This window comes from Streptococcus sp. HMSC077F03 (assembly GCF_001812375.1).
GTDB lineage: Bacteria > Bacillota > Bacilli > Lactobacillales > Streptococcaceae > Streptococcus > Streptococcus oralis_S.
In genome coordinates, this window is the sequence record NZ_KV808797.1 from 68744 (window position 1) to 86858 (window position 18115).

An 18115-nucleotide genomic window follows, 5' to 3' on the forward strand; every position below is an offset into this window, starting at 1 on the left:
GAGTTAGAAAATCGGAGGAACTGTTATGAAGCTTATCAATACGACTAATTCACACTCGCAACTTGTTAAAAGCCAATTAGAAAGTACAGACGCAACTCTTGTTGAGGTCTATTCTGCTGGAAACACAGATGTAGTTTTCACACAAGCCCCGCTTCACTATGAAATCCTCATTTCCAACAAACACCGTGCTATTCGTGAACCTGAAATCGAAACTATCCAAGACTTCTTCTTGAAACGCAAAATCGATAAAGATAATATCGATGAAGCTAATATCAAGACGCTTTATTCTGATAAATTGATTGAGATTTCAATCCCTATAAAATAAGAAGACCAGCCAAAAGCTGGTTTTCTTTTGCAAAAAAAGATTGGTAGTTTCTACCAATCTTTTAGTTTTATTTCACAGCTTCTTTCAAAGCGTCTACCTTGTCCAAACGTTCCCAAGGAAGGTCAATATCTGTACGTCCCATGTGTCCATAAGCCGCTGTTTGACGGTAAATTGGACGTTTGAGATCCAGCATTTGGATAATTCCTGCAGGGCGAAGGTCAAAGATTTGACGCGCTGCTTTTTCAAGCTTGCTTTCAGCTACTGTTCCTGTACCAAAAGTATCGATACGAACAGAAACAGGCTGGGCCACACCGATGGCATAGGCCAATTGCACTTCTGCCTTCTTAGCAAGACCTGCTGCAACGATGTTCTTGGCAATGTAGCGAGCTGCATAAGAGGCTGAACGGTCCACCTTCGTCGCATCCTTACCAGAGAAGGCACCACCACCATGGCGAGAGTAGCCACCATAGGTATCCACGATGATCTTACGACCAGTCAAGCCTGAGTCCCCTTGAGGTCCACCGATTACAAAGCGACCAGTCGGATTGATGAAGAATTTGGTTTGTTCATCCAAGTAAGAAGCCGGGATCACCTCTTTGATAACCTTGCTAATCACATCATTGTGAATTTGTTCATTGCTAACTTCTGGATCGTGCTGAGTTGAAATCACGACTGTGTCCACACGTACCGGACGGTCATTTTCATCATATTCAACTGTAACTTGTGATTTAGCATCTGGACGAAGATAGCTGATTTCACGAGATTTACGAAGTTCTGCCAAACGACGAACCAGCTTGTGGCTGAGTGAGATTGGTAATGGCATGAGTTCTTCTGTCTCATCCACTGCAAACCCAAACATGAGACCTTGGTCTCCAGCACCAATCAAGTCAAGCGGATCTTGATCTGCATTCCCACGAACCTCCAAGGCTTCGTTAACACCTTGGGCGATATCTGGTGACTGCTCAACAAGTGACGGATGAACTCCCACTGTCTCCGCAGAAAAACCATACTCTGTATTGGTATAACCAATCTCTGCAATGGTATCACGAACCACACGGTTAATATCTACATAGGCATGTGTAGAAATTTCACCAAAAACATGGACGGAACCAGTATACACAGCAGTCTCAGCAGCAACGTGCGCTTCTGGGTCCTTTGCTAAAATAGCATCCAAAATAGCATCTGAAATTTGGTCTGCAATCTTATCCGGATGCCCCTCAGATACAGATTCAGACGTGAATAATTTACGTTCTGACATAAAAATGTCCCCCCTTAAAAAATATTGTTATAGAGTTACAAAGTACTGATAGGTATTTCTATAGTCTAAGAGTTACGACGCGAAAGAAATAAAAACGATACTTTTTTATTTCTGAAGCTAGTAAGGCGCATAGGGTGACCGCCTTATAGCGGCAACCGTAGAAGGACGAGCGACTTTGGAGCCGTCATTCTTTGCGAGTTACAAAGTACTGATAGAAATTTCTACCATCTTATCGGGACTATATAACCTTATCATTATACCACTTTTTACTTTTTTTTGCAGTATTTTCTCGAAATCGAAAAAAGAACCTTACGGCTCTTTTCTCGTCATAAAATTTCGGCTTGTGCTCCATAATACAGAAGGTCATACCTATGCTTATCTGCATACTTCATCTACAAACTACCTATTTTTTTATGACAATGTTCTTACAAACAATCTTCCAGTTAGGTTTACTGTTCCTTAGACTTTCTATTGCTTACAGTTAAGCCAAGTCCAGCCATTAGGAGGCCAAGTCCCACAATACCATAGTTCGCTGTATCATTACTTCCTGTATCAGGGAGTTTCGTCACTTCTTTTTTATAAGCTGTAGCTACTGGAACTGTGGTAGTTGGAGTCGCACTTCCTGTCTGAGCAATAGGTAGTGTTGTACGACGTTCTAGGTAAAATTGGTAATTATCTTTCGTTACCTTGTAATTGTGTCCTTCAGTCACAGTTTCAACAATCCATGTAGTTGCATCCTTAGTTAAAGAATCAGCCAAGTTACGATTAATATGCATTAATCGACCTTCAGATACAAAATCTTTATAGCTAATATCGGTCCCTGTCGAAGTTGCAACAATTCTTTCGATTTTTGCGGCTTTCAAAGACGCAAGAGTATTCGCCATCGTTGGAATTGAAGGATCCTCCTTCATTGGAGCATCTGTCAACAATACGACAAACTTTTTATTTTTAGGTGACTTAGACCAGTCGTAGGTTGAAACAATTTGTGTAAGAGTAGGTGTAGATGTTTCAGGGAAGTCTCCACCATGTGCAAGCTTAATGCCTGCTAAGGCTTTTTCAAGCTCAGCTGGGTCAGAGGTAAAATAAGATTCATTAAATTTTGTTAAAATTGTACCCTCATCTGCTAATCCACCTATACGTCCATATACTTCATCACTAAAGGTAGCTAATCCAAAACGTGCTGCTACTCCATCTTTAGCAAGATTTCTTGCAAACTCATTGATATTGTTACGGACAGTGTCAATAGTTCGAGACATAGATGCTGAACGGTCAACAACAAAAACGATATCGGCAGAGTTAGATTTTGAAATCGTTCTTGTCGCTTTCTTGATTTCGACTGTAGTTGTTTTATCAACACGTTCATATTGGGTATAAGAATTTCCATCTTCATCTTTCCCACTCACTGTACTCTCAGTTGTTTCAGTCTTTGGAGCAGGAAGTTCTTCACTTTTTACAGGTGCCACTTCTGTCTTTGTGACTTCAACTGTTGCAGTTTCTTCATGAATCTTTTGATCACCTTCTTGGCGTTCTTTCACGTCAATAGGTGAAACCTTCTTAGAAACATCAACAAGTTCTCCAGGTTTTGCATCTGATTGGTTAACGACTGGTTTCGCCTCATCAGCTTTAATTTCTGCTACAGCAGCTTCGACTGCCGATTTATTTGCTTCGGTTTTCTTTACTGTTCCAGTTGCAGCAGATGCCGGTTGTGTTGTTTCATCTGCAGACACTTGTCCGACCTGAGCAAAAGCAAACAAAATTGCTACAGAAGCCAACCCAACTTTCATTTTACGGAATGAAAAACGTTGTTGTTTCATAAATGATTTATCCATAGAAGTCCCCTTTTCTTTTCACGGATCAAATGATATAATCCGATTGTTTTATAGTATGATAACACAATTTTGTATAGTTTTCAATTTTTTTCCTTATGATTTCAATAAAATATTGCTCTAAAAAAGGTTTTAAAGCAATTACTGTTTTATAAATCAAATTATTTAAAATATATAATTATTATCTCCTTTGAATATTTCCGGAAATAAAAACTCAGTAGAATCACCTGATTCTACTGAGTTTTTAAAATGTTTGGCGTTTAGCTTTACGCTCTGCACGGCCACGTGCGCGATTTTCAGCACGCTTGGTTTTGCGGCGTTTTTCATCCACCGCCCATTGAATCTTCTTCTTATAGCCAGGTTTGACTTTTTTCTTTTTCTTTTTAACCAAGCCAATCATTTCAATATCAAGCTTATCCTGCTTCTTTTCACGATTAGCACGACGATCACGGTCATAGGTATCTTGAAACTCTCCGTCTTTGACCATCTTAGGAGTAAACTTGATCCCTAATTTCTCCAACTCACGGATATCCGAGTCATCACTAGGCTGGTAAAGGGTAATCGCTGTACCAGGCAGTCCGTTGCGCCCAGTTCGTCCAACACGGTGAACAAAGAAGGACAAGTCTTGCGGAATGGCATCATTGATAACATGGCTGACCCCTTCAATGTCAATTCCACGCGCTGCCAAGTCTGTTGCAACAATGTACTCAAAATCAAGGTTCTTCACCTGGTTCATGATTCGCTTGCGTTCACGAGGAGCAATATCTCCATGAATCTTAGCTACCTTCAATCCTTGAGCAGTCAAATAGGCATGCAATTCATCAGCACGCGTTTTTGTGTTAACAAAAATCATTGCTAAATAAGGCTGCATCAACTTAGTCAGCTGGTATATTTGAGCGTTTTTATCACGGCCCTTGGTCGAAATCAACCAATTATCGATCGTATCTGAGATAACTGTTTTAGTCTTGATTTTTTCCATGACAGGATTTGACAAGTATTTTTTCAAGAACGGTTGCAATTTTTGTGGAATAGTTGCTGAAAAGACCATGAATTGCAAGTCTTTTGGAAGGCTCCCTGCAATCTTATCAACGGTTTCCAAGAATCCCATATCCAAGGTCATATCGGCTTCATCAACTACAAAGGTCTTGGCCTTGTGAATAGCCAAATCACCAGATTTGACCAAGTCATAGATACGACCCGGCGTTCCGATAACGATATGTGGTTGGTTGCTGGCAAGTTTTTCAATCTGACGAGCCTTATCCGTACCACCTACATAATTAACCACACGAACTTCGACATCTGAGTGAGCTGCAATCTGACGAGCTGCTTGGTATATTTGAGTGGCCAACTCACGACTTGGTGCAGTAATGACCGCTTGCACACTATCGCTAGTTTCATCTAATTGCTGGAAAATGGGTAATAAGAAAGTATGAGTCTTTCCTGAACCAGTTTTCGACTCGCCCACCAAATCACGACCTGCCAATACAATAGGGATTAATTTTTCTTGTACCTCTGTTGGAGTTGTGAATTTCAACTCCTCCAAGGCTTCTACTATATAACTTTTAAATTGAAATTTCTTAAATGACATACTATCCTCGATTCTATCCTTTCAATTATATCATATTTTGTCCTATTGCAGTAGTCCCATTTGAGTCTCATTCCTGTAGTAAAGATTCGAATAGATTAAAAGGTTGGAACTCTCTGGTTCCAACCTCTTTCATTATTTCCAGGTCAATACAGCATTCAAACCATAATGATCACTGACTTGTGGACTATTTTGGCCATCAAAAACTACTTGTAAACTCTCTACTTCTAACTCTTTGGTCGTAAAGACGTAGTCGATTCGTAGCGGTTCAGTATTGCCTTTCCAACCATCAATTTCTGGTGGAACGGTATAGCTACCACTTCTTTCTTTCGCAACTTCAAACGCGTCTTGTAATCCTAATGGGCTAGCTAAAATCGCTTGATAGCCTTCCTGACCAGCTGGATTATTAAAATCACCTGCTAAAATCAGAGGTTTGTTCAACTCTTTTAGTACAGCCTCAAATCGTGCCCATTCTTCTTGGAAACCTTTATCCCACCAAGAGAGATGAACGCTTGCAAGAGCAAGTTCCTTACCTTCAACCTCTGTCTCAGCCAAGGCAACGCGACGAGTATGGTAGTCTGTCGGATCATCTACATCTGACACTAAAATCTCACGCGCCTTAATAGGTGTCTTAGATAAGATAGCTACACCTTCATGGTAGCGGTCATAGCCAACATGATTGTAAGCCCAAGTCCAGTAGTAGTTTTTCCCTTTCTCAGCCAATTTTTCAACCAGAAGTCGTACATAGTGATCCTGATGAATAGGTTCTGCCGCTGGCAAAGCTTGATAGAGGTCATTAACCTCCACCTCAGGAGAAGTGATTTCCTGATTGATTTCTTGGAAACAAATCAAATCATAATCCTTATCAAGAATGTCTTGGAGTAAGATTTGGAATTTTTCCTCTGCTTCCTTCTCCATCCAACTGTGGGTATTGAGTGTTAGAAATTTCATGCTTTTCTCCTAAAACAAGAGGTTGGAAAACAGCTTCCAACCCCAAGTATATTACAATTCTACTTTAGCAACTGCTGTTTTAGCTGCAAGAGAACCTGTTTGTTCTAATTTAACTGATTTAAGGACATCACCATTTGTGAAGACAACCACTGTTGATGTTTTGCGTCCTGCTTCTCGAATAGCATCTAAGTCAGCTGTGACAAGAAGATCACCAGCAACCACTTTTTGTCCTTCAGAGACATGAACAGTAAATGGTTTTCCTTCAAGACTTACTGTATCCAAACCAATATGAACAAGCACTTCAAGACCTGAGTCAGTGACAAGACCAAGAGCGTGTTTTGTTGGGAAGATACTTGATACAGTACCAGTAACTGGAGATACAATATTTCCATTTGCTGGCTCTACTGCAAATCCATCACCCATCATTTTTTGAGCAAAAACTGGATCTTCCACTTGTTCCAAGGCAACAACTTGGCCGTCAGCTACTGAGTAAACTTCCTCAGTTACACCTTTGAAATGGACAGTATTTTGTTGAGTTTCTGTCATTTGACTTGGAAGAGTTTCAGGAATTACTTCACCTGAGTCAAGGATATCTTGGATATCAGATTTCAATACGTCAGCTTTTGGTCCGTAGATAGCTTGGACACCTTGTCCTTTCATGACAAGACCCATAGCTCCTTCTGCTTTCCATTGTTCCTCAGTACCAACGCGATCTGCGTCTTTAACAGTTACACGAAGACGAGTCATACATGCATCCACATCTACGATATTTGCACGACCACCAAGAAGGTTAATGATGTTTACGGCTTGAGAAGCTGCTGCCACTTTTGGAGTTCCAGGAGCTGCTTCTTCTGATGCTCCTTCAGCTGTTTCGTAGTTTCCGTTACGTCCTGGAGTTGCGTAGTTGAATTTCTTGATCATGAAGTTGGCAATGAAGTACATGATAACCGCAAAGAGAACAGTTACCCAGATAAAGTTAACGATATCCATACCAATACCAGCATTAATTGCCAATGGTGTACGAGTCAAGAATTCAATTGAACCGAATGAGTGGACACGAAGGTGAACAATATCTGCCATAGCAAAGGCAGCACCTTGAACTACTGAATAAACAAGGTAAAGCGGTGTTGCGATGAACATGAACATATACTCGATAGGTTCAGTAACCCCTGTCAAGAATGTTGCAAGGGCTGTCGCAATCATCATACCCTTGTATTGGTGTTTCTTGTCAGCATCAACATTGCGGTAGATAGCAACGATGACACCCATCAAGATACCAAATGAACCGATCATTTGTCCAACTTTGAAACGAGCTGGAGTGACTGTTGTAAGAAGGTGTTGGTATTGGTCAGCATTTGAACCTTTAAGGTTAACAAGGTCAGTTACCCATGCAAGCCAAAGTGGATCTTGACCAAATACTTGTGTTCCTTTTGCTGCACCAGTTAACACTTCGTATGTTCCACCAAGAGCTGTATAGTTCATTGGGATTGTCAACATGTGGTGAAGACCGAATGGCAAGAGCAAACGTTCCAAAGTACCATACAAGAATGGTGCAAGGACTGGAGCAGTTTCTTGTGAGTTGGCAATCCAAATACCGAAGTTGTTGATACCTGTTTGAACTACTGGCCAAAAGGCAGCAAGTAGAATTGCAGCAATAGCTGAACGAAGAATAACGACGAATGGTACGAAACGTTTACCATTGAAGAATGAAAGGGCATCAGGAAGTTTACGGAAGTTGTAGTATTTGTTATAAGCTGTTGCCCCAACAAAACCAGAGATAATCCCTACGAAAACCCCCATGTTAAGAGCTGGTGCCTCAAGAACGCTGATAAAGTAGTCAGCAACCTTGATTGAACCACCAAAGAAGGTAGTAACCATTGCTTCAGGGTTTTTCAACATATCACCTGTAACACCGAAGATAGCACCTGTGATACGGTTAATCAAGATAAAGGCAAGTCCAGCTGCAAATGCACCACCTGCACGTTCTTTTGCCCAGCTTCCCCCAATAGCAAGGGCAAACAAGATATGAAGGTTACCGATAACCCCCCAACCAATTTGCTCAAGGATTCCACCTGTAATCACTAGAGGAGCAAGGTTTGGGTCGATCATCACGATTGATTTACCGATTGAGATCATCAATCCCGCCGCTGGCATAACGGCGATAACCACCATTAAAGCCTTACCGAATTTTTGCCAAAATTCGAAAGACAAGACATTTTTGAATGTAGCTTTCATCATTCAAATCTCCTTTATTTTATTTAGGCAAACGTTTTACGAAAACGTTTGCATTTGGTTATGTATTAATTATACCACTTTTATTTTTTTTGTAAAGGCTTTTATAAAAAAATTGTCTATTTTTTTTAATTTTTAAAAAAGAAAAAGAGAAGTTTACGAAAACTTCTCTTTTAAATATGTATTATTTTTCTGATTTGTTCTGCAATTTGCATTTAAATCCAACTAGATCTTCAAGAATCGACGCATGGAAATCCCTGAGCCAATTGAACCAATGAAAATTCCGATTATAAATAATAGAACTGTCATCAAAGGGATAAACACATCTGGCGTAATCATTGACAAGTTTTGACCTACCAAGGATTTATTGACCGATTGATAAACCATATTGTAAACAAAGAATACAAGGACTGAAGGAATTGCTGCACCAAGCAAGCCAATAAAAGCACCTTCTAGCAAGAATGGACCACGGATATAGCCATTTTTCGCTCCTACAAGACGCATGATCTGAATCTCACGACTACGTGAAATAATAGTGATACGAATGGTATTGGAAATGAGGAAGACTGCAATAAAAATCAAGAGCCCTGCAATAACCAATCCCCAAACACGGATAAAGGAAGCTAGTTCAAAAAGTCGTTGAGTGTTGGCTCCACCATCTTGAACCTCTGATACTCCCTCAATTTTCTTAGCTTCTTCAGCTACCGTTTTAACATCACTCGGAGAATTTGTATCGACGATATAGGCATCATAGAGAGGGTTTGCATCCCCTTCAAAGACCTTCCAATCGTCACCCATTGTTTCCGTTAGTTTTTCGTACTGTTCTTCTTTACTTGAGAAGGTAACACTCTTAACAGCAGGCATAGCTTTCAAAGCATCATAAACCTTGTGGTAGTCATTATTGGTAACTGTCTGACCTTCTTTTTCAATCGTTTCACTGTTATCAGCTACATCCTTACGAATGTAAACCATGACCCGAACGTTGTTTTCAATGTCGGTAGCCAGTTTTGCTGTATTAAAAATTACAGATGCAAACAGGGCAACGAGTGTTAAGGTAATCATAACCGAACTCACTGCTGCTACTGTCATCCAGCCATTTCGTTTTAAACTTTTTAATGATTCAAATAAATGGCGAAAAAATCTACTAATCATCGTATCCATATTCTCCTTTAGCTTCGTCACGAACGACACGGCCATTTTCAATGGCAATGACACGGTGGCGCAAGGTATTTACAATCTGGCTATTGTGGGTTGCCATCAAGACAGTAGTACCTTGGAGATTGATGCGTTCCAACAGATTCATAATTTCCCATGAATTATCTGGGTCCAAGTTTCCTGTTGGCTCATCGGCAATCAATACCTTAGGATTGTTGACAATCGCGCGAGCAATCGCAATCCGTTGCTGCTCTCCACCTGAGAGTTCATTAGGGAAAGAGCGAACCTTATGTTTCAAACCAACCAGGTCCAATACTTCCATAACACGTTTTTTGATGTTGCGACGGCTCTCACCGATTACTTCCATTGCATAGGCAATATTCTCATAAACGGTCTTCTTAGGCAAAAGTTTGTAATCCTGAAAGACTACCCCGACACTACGACGTAGCAGTGGGACATCTTTCTTCTTAATTTTAACTAAATTAAAGCCTGCAACTGTTAGGCTTCCTTTTTCGATCTTTACTTCTCGGTATAAAGCTCGAATAAAGGTTGACTTACCTGCCCCAGAAGGTCCTACGATATAGGCAAACTCTCCTGGTTCAATGGTAACAGATACACCACGCAGGGCAGTCGTTCCATTGTCATACTTTTTGACAACATCTCTCATTTCAATGATTGACATATGAGTTCCTTTCTATCTTAGCTGATTCGCCACTTGAGGTAGGCATCGATAAAACCATCAAGGTCTCCATCCATCACCTTATCTACCTGAGCAACTTCAAAGCTTGTACGGTGATCTTTTACCATAGTATAAGGCGTGAAAACATATGAACGGATTTGGCTTCCCCATGTGATTTCTTTTTTCTCACCTTTAAGGGAATCAACTTCCGCAGCTTTCTTTTCTTGCTCCATTTGATAGAGCTTAGCCTGCAACATCTTCATGGCACGATCTCTATTTCCATACTGGGTACGATCGACCGTTGATTGGACGACAGTTCCCGTAGGAATGTGTGTCAAACGCACACCTGTTGAAACCTTATTGACGTTTTGTCCACCAGCACCACCTGAACGGAAGGTATCCATTTTGATATCATCTTCACGAATCTCCACTTCGATGGTATCATCCAACTCAGGCATAACCTCTACGGATGTAAATGAAGTATGGCGGCGTTTGGCAGAGTCAAATGGCGAAATACGGACCAAACGGTGAACACCCATTTCTGATTTAAGTAGGCCGTATGCATTGGGGCCTTCAAAAGACAAGGTCACAGACTTGATACCTGCTTCATCACCAGCCTGGTAATCCAAGACTTCTACTTTAAAGCCTTTGGCATTTCCATAACGAGTATACATACGAAGCAACATATCGCCCCAGTCCTGTGCCTCAGTACCACCAGATCCTGGATGGATTTCTAAGATTGCATTATTATGGTCATAAGGTTCTGACAAGAGAAGGGTCATCTCGTAGCTGGTCATCATCTTATCCAGTTCTGTCAACTGTTCGACCAGTTCATCATGGACTGACTCGTCTTCTGCTAAAAAGTCCAATAAAATCTCAACTTCATCCTGCAACTCTTCCATTTTACGGAAGGTGTTGTAGGTGTTTTTTAATTCATTTAATTCTTGCGACGTTTTTTGGGCCGCGATATTATCGTTCCAAAAATCAGGTTCTGTCATCTTGTTTTCCAAGATGGCAATCTCTTCCTCTAAGCCTTCGAGGTCAAAGAGACCCCCTGAAAGAAGCTAATTTTTCACGATTTGCGTCAATTTTTTGACGAATTTCTGAAATGTCCATAGATACTCCTTTTCATATCGTTTTATTATACCATAATCTCTCATTTCTTTCCATATTTTGCTTTTCACCGCTTTTGACGGCAAAAGAAAAGAGGCTCTAAAGCCTCTTGTTTAAAGGACTTTAGCAGAGGTATGAGTGATCTCCTCCACTTGAATTCCTTCTTTTTCAAACTTGTCCTTTAATGCAGTTAAATCGATTTTTCCATCAATTTGAACTTCGATAACGACCTTGCCATCCTTACGTGGAATGTTAACAGTATGGGAAATATTTAAATCCTCTTCTACAATTAGAGCTACAATTTTTCCCAGCACTCCTACTTCATTTTCTGTAATGAAACGAACGCGAATCCCCTCTTCTCCGTATCCAGCGATTTCCAAGAAAGCCTGAAAAACATCGCGGTCTGTAATGACGCCGTAGACCTGATGATTGTCTACGACTGGTAATATCCCAATTTTATTTTTCAGCATCAGGTAGGTCGCATCTTCTAGACTAGCATAGCCAGAAACCGTCACGACATCTCGAATCATTACATCTTTTACTTTGGTTTTATTCAGAAGATAATTCATCTCATAGATAGAGAGACTGGTTGCTTTAGATGGGCTGGCTTCCGCGATGGTTCCTTCTGTTACCAATCCGACTAATTGATCGTTTTCGATAACAGGTAAACGGTGCAAACCTTGCTCGCGCATCAAATCTGCTGCGTGTGCTACAGTCGTATCTGGACTGATATAAACTACCTTACGGGTCATGAAATCTTTAACTGCCATGAGACTTCTCCTTCTATATTGCTACTTTTATTATACACTTTCTTAGAAAATCTATCAAACGCTTTCATCTCTTTTTCAAGATTTTGAATAATCTGAGTCTTTTACAAAAAAGAGCTCTAATCTAGAGCTCTATATGTGCAAGTCAGCAAACATTATTTATATTTCTTTCTGTTGTTAAGGATACTAGCAACTAGTATTGGAAACCTATTATCATCTCCGTCCACAACCTAAACTAGTCTCCCAGACTAGAGGAGAATTTCTTGCGCAATACTTATCCGCAGACTAAAACAATCCACTGGATCTGATGATTGCTACGCAATCCTTATCTACCGACTAAAAAGGTCCCCCGGACTATAGAGGGATTACGTGCGCAATCTTCATCAACAACCTAAACTAGTCTCCTAGACCAGAGGAGAATTGCTTGCGCAATCCTTATCCGCCGACTAAAACAATCCACTGGATTGTTTTAGCCACCTAGGTATGCTTTTCTGACTTCATCGGATGCTGCGAGTTCTTTTCCTGTTCCTGATAGGACAATCTTTCCTGTTTCAAGTACATAACCACGGTCAGAGATAGCGAGGGCCTTGTTAGCGTTCTGTTCAATTAGGAGAACCGTTGTTCCTTGCTTCTGAATATCTTGAATGATATCAAAAATTTCTTGGATAAAGATTGGGGCAAGTCCCATTGACGGCTCATCTAGGAGAAGGAGCTTAGGTGTAGACATGAGAGCGCGTCCCATAGCCAGCATCTGCTGTTCACCACCTGAAAGAGTTGCCGCATCTTGGTTTTTACGCTCTTCAAGACGTGGGAAGCGTGAGAAAACTTTTTTCAAGTTGGCTTGATTTTCTTCACGATTTTTCTTTAAAAAGGCTCCCATTTCCAAGTTTTCCATAACAGTCAAGCCTGGAAAAACATGGCGTCCCTCAGGGACTTGTGAAAGGCCACCTGCCACGATTTTTTGCGCAGGCAACTTTTGAATTTCTTTTCCCAAAAACTCAATTTTACCAGCACTTGGACGAACCAAACCTGAAAGGGTACGAAGAATGGTTGTTTTACCGGCACCATTGGCACCGATAAGGGAAACAACTTCACCTTCATTAACCTCGAAACTTACATCACGAACTGCTTGGATCATACCGTAATGCACAGAGAGGTTTTCAACTTTTAACATAGACATCAGGCTTCACCTCCTAGATAAGCTTCGATAACGCGTTTGTTGTTCTTGATCTCATCCGGAGTCCCATGAGCAATCAACCGACCATATTCAAGAACATAGATACGCTCAGTAACTTCCATAACCAAATTCATGTCATGTTCGATAAGCATGATGGTAATTTTAAATTCATCTTTGATACGACGGATCAATTCTGTCAATTCAGCTGTTTCTTGTGGATTCATACCAGCTGCAGGTTCGTCCAAAAAGAGGATCTTAGGTTCAGTTGCCAGAGCACGAACAATTTCTAATCGACGTTGTTGACCATAGGCCAGATTCTTGGCAAGAGTATTTGCGTCACTATCCAAATCAAAAATCTTCAGTAAGTCCAAAGCTTTGCTTTTTAATTCTTCCTCGTTCTTATAAAAAGCTGGTAGGCGTAGGAAGCTCGCAAGGACATGTTGTTTATGATGATTGCTAAATGCAATCAAAACATTTTCCAAAACTGTCAAGTCCTTGAACAAACGAATATTTTGGAAAGTACGACTGAGACCAAGTGAGGCAATCTTATAGGGAGTTTTCCCATTTAGGAGATGTCCATCTAGTGTCACAGTACCTTCGCTTGGTTCATAAACGCCGGTCAAGAGATTGAAAAGGGTTGTTTTACCAGCCCCGTTTGGTCCAATCAGACCAACCAATTCTCCCTCGTTCAATTCAAGAGTGACATCTCCAACAGCTGTTAGACCGCCAAAATGTTTGGTTAACTGTTTAACTTCAAGTAATGCCATTAGTTTTGTCCCTCCTTCTTAGATTTTTTAAAGAAACGTGATAGACTCAATTCCCATGTCCCAAGAAGTCCACCTGGTCTGAAAATCATGACCAATACAAGAGCCAAAGCGTAGATGATCATACGCACGCTTGCTACATCTTGAAGGAGCATATTTAAAATTCCTAAAACAATCGCTGAAACGATGGTACCAGTAATCGATCCAAGTCCACCAAATACAACGATAATCAACACATTGATGGAATTAATAAAGGTGTAATCTTTTGGGACAACAGATCCGATAAAACCAGCCTGAAGTGAACCAGCAATACTTGCTGTAATGGCTCCAAAGACAAAAGCGATAATCTTGATCTTTGTAGTGTTTACCCCAACGGATTCTGCAGCAATCTCATCTTCACGAACAGATAGAGTAGAGCGTCCAATTGGACTACGTAGGAAGTTGAGAGTTGCAATAGTTGTAATCACTACAAATAGATAAACCATTTGCCAGTTGGTAAAGTTTGGAATACCCAAGATACCAGCAGCACCGTTGGTCAAACTTCCACCATTAATGATAAAGATACGAATGATTTCTGAAACACCTAGTGTCGCAACAGCCAGGTAGTCACCCTTCAAACGGAGTGTTGGGATCCCAACGAGCAAAGCGACTGCACCAGAAATCAAAGCGCCCAAGACCATCGCTCCAAAGAAGGCACCATAGGTTGGTGATTTTGAACCAATAATCGCTGCTGCATAAGCCCCAATCGCCATAAAACCTGCATGACCGAGTGAAAATTGTCCTGAAAAACCAACGATTAAGTTCAAACCTACTGCAAGGATGATATTAATCCCAATTTGTTCTAAAATTTGTACATGGAATAGATTGAGAACACCAGCAGAAACCAGTACACTAATCAATCCATAACCCGCTAACAGAAGGAATAACCAGAGAATATTTATTTTAAGATTTGTCTTCATTGTTTACACCTTCTCTTTCACATTCTTACCAAGGATACCTGCAGGTCGAACAATCAGAATCAAAAGCAAGATTCCATACACGATAGCATCACGGAAATCAGACATACCAAAGGCAGTAGCAAATGTTTCCAACAAGCCAATCACAAATCCTCCTAGAGCTGCACCAGGAATAATCCCGATACCACCGAGTACGGCCGCAACGAATGATTTTAGACCTGGAGTCACACCCATCAAAGGTTCAAGAGAGTTGTAGTAAAGGGCAATGAGGACTCCTGCTGCACCAGCAAGGGCTGAACCCAAAGCAAAGGTAAAGCTGATTGTACGATTTACATTAATTCCCATCAATTGAGCTGCGTCACTATCAACTGATACCGCACGCATGGCTTTCCCCATTTTTGTTTTTTGGACGATCAATTGCAATAAAACCATCAAGAGTACAGAAACTGCTAAAATCATCAATTGAACATTTGTCAAGCTAATTGGTCCCAAGTCAAAGCGGACTGTTTCAATGGCTTGAGGGAAGGCACGAGTATTGGCGCCCACTAGATAAACCATTCCGTATTCCAGTAGGAAAGACACTCCGATGGCAGTAATCAATACAGCAATACGTGTAGAGTGTCGTAAAGGACGGTAGGCAAGAAACTCAATCACAACACCAAGTAGTGCGGTTCCTGCCATTGAAATAATTAAAGCTAAAAAGAAATCCATTTGGAAAGAATTAATCAAAAAGTAACCAATAAAGGCACCCATCATGTAAATATCACCGTGGGCGAAGTTGATGAGTTTGATAATTCCATAAACCATGGTATAACCCAGAGCCAAAAGTGCATAAACACTACCCAGAATTAGACCATTCACAAGTTGTTGGAGCATAGCATTCACTCTTTTCTATCGTTATTTTTTAGAAAATTTCATTATTTTCACAAGTTCATAAACACCGAAACAGGGAGTGAGTCAAAGGCTCATTCCCCATTTCAATTACTATTCTAATGTTATGGTTTTACAACTTCTGCTTCTTCAACTTTACCATTGTTCATGGTCATCATGTAAGCAGTTTTCACTGTATTGTGGTCAGCATCAAAGCTTGTTTGACCAGTTACACCATCAAAATCTTTGGTTTTAGCAAGGTTGTCCTTGATCTCACCTGAGTTTTTAGCACCTTTTGCAGCATTTGCTACTAGGTAAACTGAGTCATAGGCCAAAGCTGAGAATGTTGAAGGCTCTTCGTTGTATTTAGCACGGTATGCTTCAAGGAAAGCTTTAGCTTTTGCAGAAACATCAACAGTAGTTGAGAATCCTGAGATGAAGTAAATGTTTGATGCTCTTTCAGCAGTTGCTTGTTGAACAAATTCTTCACCGTTAAATCCATCACCACCAATGATTGGCTTATCAATTCCCATACCACGAGCTTGGTTTACAATTTTACCAGCTTCTGTGTAGTAACCTGGAACTACGATAGCGTCAAACTCTTTGTCTTTCATTTTAGTAAGGGCTGCTTGGAAGTCAGTATCACCTGCTACAAACGTTTCATCTGCTACAATCTCACCCTTGTAGGCCTCGCGGAAAGATTTAGCAATACCTTTAGCATAGTCACTAGCATTGTCAGTATAAAGAACAACCTTCTTAGCATTCAATTTGTTTGTTACATAGTTAGAGATAATCTTCCCTTGGAAGCTATCTTGGAATGTTCCGATAAATAGGTAATCTTGACCTTTAGTCAAACCGTCTTGAGTAGCACTTGGTGAAATCAATGGCACTCCAGCTTTAGTAGCGTTAGCTACAGCTGCGGCAGTTGCACCAGATGTCGCAGGTCCTACAATAGCTGCTACTTTTGATTGGGTAACAAGGTTTGTTGTAACAGAAGCTGCTTCAGCAGTTTCTGACTTGTTGTCTTTGTCTACAACTTCGATTTGTTTTCCATCAATTCCACCTGCAGCGTTGATTTCGTCTACAGCAAGTTGGGCACCTTTTTGTTCAGCTGTACCGTAAGCAGCTACAGCACCTGTCTCTTCAAAGTTAAAACCGATTTTGATTGTTTTTTCGTCTACTGGATTTCCAGTTGTGTTTGACGCTCCTGACTTGACCTCTCCACAGGCAGCAAGAAGAGCCACACTAGCAAGAGCCACAAAAGATAGGGCAAATTTTTTCTTCATTTTTAATCTCCTTATAGTTGTTTCAAAAATTGTATGTTAAGAATATACCGAATTATCAGAAAATTGTCAATGTATTTGTTTAACTTTTTTAAATGATAACGTTTTCTTCATTCCGATAGAGATTCCCAACGAAGGGGGTTTCTAGCTCTTGGATATGGCAACGTCTAATTTTCTTGATATATCTTTCCTTACCTAATCTCTCAACCAACTCATCTAGCTCCTCAGTTGGAACATAGAGCTGCAAGTAACGACGTTTTTTGGAATGGTAACAGATATCACCGTATTCCTGAAGTTTTTTTGCATCTCGATTATAGTAGAGATAGATGATTAATCCTGATCGATTTGTTTTTTCAAACATGAGGAATCCTCTTTCTAAGAAATCTTCCTCTATTATACCAAAAAAAGCAAACTCCGTCGAGTTTGCTTTCTAGGTTGCTTAGCTTAAAGAATTGTTGGCCATGATTTCATCAATAAAGCCATATTCAAGTGTTTCTTGGGCACTCATCCAGTAATCACGTTCCGCATCTGCATGAACTTGCTCGACTGATTTACCAGAGTTATCTGCAAGGATTTGCTCCAAAGTCTTACGAGTTTTGAGCAAGTGCTCTGCAGCGATTGCCATATCGGTTTGTTGGGTACCACCACCTGTACCACCCATTGGTTGGTGAATCATGTACTCCGCATTTGGAAGCATGAAACGTTTGCCTTTGGCGCCACTTGATGCAATAACAGTCCCCATGGATGCAGCCATCCCCATAACGATTGTTTGGACATCTGCCTTGATAAAGTTCATGGTATCAACGATTGCCAAACCAGCTGAAACAGAGCCCCCAGGTGTATTGACATAAAGGTAAATATCTTTTGTGCTGTCTTGGGCATCCAAGAAAAGTAATTGGGCGATAACGGAGTTGGCCATGTTGTCTTCAACTGGACCTGTTAGCATGATGATGCGGTCTTTCAGAAGACGAGAGTAAATATCATAGGAACGTTCTCCACGGCTTGTTTGTTCAATAACTACAGGAATCATTCATTTCTCCTTTTATGTTTTATGTTGAATTTTCTTAGTCTTACGACTCAATACAGAACTATTATATCTTTTTGGTCAAAAAAGGTCAATTTTTTGCTCTATTCTCTAAACAGAAACAAAAACTCAACCTCCTTTCAAGTCAAA

General features: G+C 40.6%; 17 protein-coding genes. 1 reads left to right on the forward strand and 16 read right to left on the reverse strand.

Annotated features, from left to right (window positions below):
• Positions 1 to 25 precede the first annotated feature (25 nt).
• Positions 26 to 325 carry a DUF1827 family protein gene (locus HMPREF2853_RS07535; RefSeq protein WP_070535515.1) on the forward strand — a complete coding sequence of 100 codons (300 nt, stop codon included), beginning with the start codon at positions 26 to 28 and terminating at the stop codon, positions 323 to 325.
• Between the two features lie 67 nt (positions 326 to 392).
• Here HMPREF2853_RS07535 and metK read toward each other — a convergent pair whose 3' ends face one another.
• The 16 genes from metK to clpP all read right to left on the reverse strand — a co-directional run bounded on the left by metK (position 393) and on the right by clpP (position 17971).
• Positions 393 to 1583: a methionine adenosyltransferase gene (gene metK / locus HMPREF2853_RS07540; RefSeq protein ID WP_070535517.1), complete on the reverse strand. Its 1191-nt coding sequence runs from the start codon at positions 1581 to 1583 to the stop codon at positions 393 to 395.
• A gap of 449 nt (positions 1584 to 2032) precedes the next feature.
• Complete coding sequence (locus HMPREF2853_RS07545) at positions 2033 to 3412, reverse strand: VWA domain-containing protein (protein WP_070535519.1); 1380 nt, start codon at positions 3410 to 3412, stop codon at positions 2033 to 2035.
• A gap of 241 nt (positions 3413 to 3653) precedes the next feature.
• Positions 3654 to 4997, reverse strand: coding sequence for a DEAD/DEAH box helicase (locus tag HMPREF2853_RS07550; protein WP_070535521.1), 1344 nt, complete (start codon positions 4995 to 4997; stop codon positions 3654 to 3656).
• A gap of 132 nt (positions 4998 to 5129) precedes the next feature.
• Positions 5130 to 5945 carry an endonuclease/exonuclease/phosphatase family protein gene (locus tag HMPREF2853_RS07555; RefSeq protein WP_070535524.1) on the reverse strand — a complete coding sequence of 272 codons (816 nt, stop codon included), beginning with the start codon at positions 5943 to 5945 and terminating at the stop codon, positions 5130 to 5132.
• A gap of 51 nt (positions 5946 to 5996) precedes the next feature.
• Positions 5997 to 8183 carry a PTS transporter subunit IIBC gene (locus HMPREF2853_RS07560; protein ID WP_083306906.1) on the reverse strand — a complete coding sequence of 729 codons (2187 nt, stop codon included), beginning with the start codon at positions 8181 to 8183 and terminating at the stop codon, positions 5997 to 5999.
• A gap of 219 nt (positions 8184 to 8402) precedes the next feature.
• The gene (ftsX, locus tag HMPREF2853_RS07565; protein WP_000625556.1) at positions 8403 to 9329 is read right to left on the reverse strand and encodes a permease-like cell division protein FtsX; all 927 of its coding nucleotides are present in this window, start codon (positions 9327 to 9329) and stop codon (positions 8403 to 8405) included.
• Complete coding sequence (gene ftsE, locus HMPREF2853_RS07570; RefSeq protein ID WP_000022275.1) at positions 9322 to 10014, reverse strand: cell division ATP-binding protein FtsE; 693 nt, start codon at positions 10012 to 10014, stop codon at positions 9322 to 9324. The genes ftsX and ftsE overlap by 8 nt, the downstream gene beginning before the upstream one ends.
• Before the next feature lie 17 nt (positions 10015 to 10031).
• Positions 10032 to 11127, reverse strand: a protein-coding gene (gene prfB, locus HMPREF2853_RS07575; protein WP_096753628.1) for a peptide chain release factor 2 whose coding sequence is annotated in 2 segments (ribosomal slippage) — positions 10032 to 11054 and positions 11056 to 11127 — 1095 coding nt in all. Because the reading frame shifts where the segments join, the coding sequence is not laid out codon by codon here.
• A gap of 110 nt (positions 11128 to 11237) precedes the next feature.
• Positions 11238 to 11894 carry a CBS domain-containing protein gene (locus HMPREF2853_RS07585; RefSeq protein ID WP_000268643.1) on the reverse strand — a complete coding sequence of 219 codons (657 nt, stop codon included), beginning with the start codon at positions 11892 to 11894 and terminating at the stop codon, positions 11238 to 11240.
• 466 nt (positions 11895 to 12360) lie between these two features.
• On the reverse strand, positions 12361 to 13071 hold the full coding sequence (locus HMPREF2853_RS07590) for an ABC transporter ATP-binding protein (protein ID WP_000062204.1): 711 nt from the start codon (positions 13069 to 13071) through the stop codon (positions 12361 to 12363).
• Complete coding sequence (locus HMPREF2853_RS07595; protein ID WP_001186018.1) at positions 13071 to 13835, reverse strand: ABC transporter ATP-binding protein; 765 nt, start codon at positions 13833 to 13835, stop codon at positions 13071 to 13073. Before HMPREF2853_RS07595 ends, HMPREF2853_RS07590 begins: the two co-directional genes overlap by 1 nt.
• Positions 13835 to 14791 carry a branched-chain amino acid ABC transporter permease gene (locus HMPREF2853_RS07600; RefSeq protein WP_000856249.1) on the reverse strand — a complete coding sequence of 319 codons (957 nt, stop codon included), beginning with the start codon at positions 14789 to 14791 and terminating at the stop codon, positions 13835 to 13837. The genes HMPREF2853_RS07595 and HMPREF2853_RS07600 overlap by 1 nt, the downstream gene beginning before the upstream one ends.
• A gap of 3 nt (positions 14792 to 14794) precedes the next feature.
• Positions 14795 to 15664 (reverse strand): branched-chain amino acid ABC transporter permease, encoded by an 870-nt coding sequence (locus tag HMPREF2853_RS07605; RefSeq protein ID WP_000941413.1) that lies wholly within the window; start codon positions 15662 to 15664, stop codon positions 14795 to 14797.
• 119 nt (positions 15665 to 15783) lie between these two features.
• A complete protein-coding gene (locus HMPREF2853_RS07610; protein WP_000726128.1) occupies positions 15784 to 16944 on the reverse strand; it encodes an ABC transporter substrate-binding protein in 1161 nt (386 codons plus the stop codon).
• Positions 16945 to 17032: 88 nt separating this feature from the next.
• Entirely contained in the window at positions 17033 to 17302 is a 270-nt protein-coding gene (locus HMPREF2853_RS07615) for a YlbG family protein (RefSeq protein ID WP_000462109.1), read from the reverse strand.
• A gap of 78 nt (positions 17303 to 17380) precedes the next feature.
• A complete protein-coding gene (gene clpP / locus HMPREF2853_RS07620; RefSeq protein ID WP_000613468.1) occupies positions 17381 to 17971 on the reverse strand; it encodes an ATP-dependent Clp protease proteolytic subunit ClpP in 591 nt (196 codons plus the stop codon).
• Between the last annotated feature and the right edge of the window lie 144 nt (positions 17972 to 18115).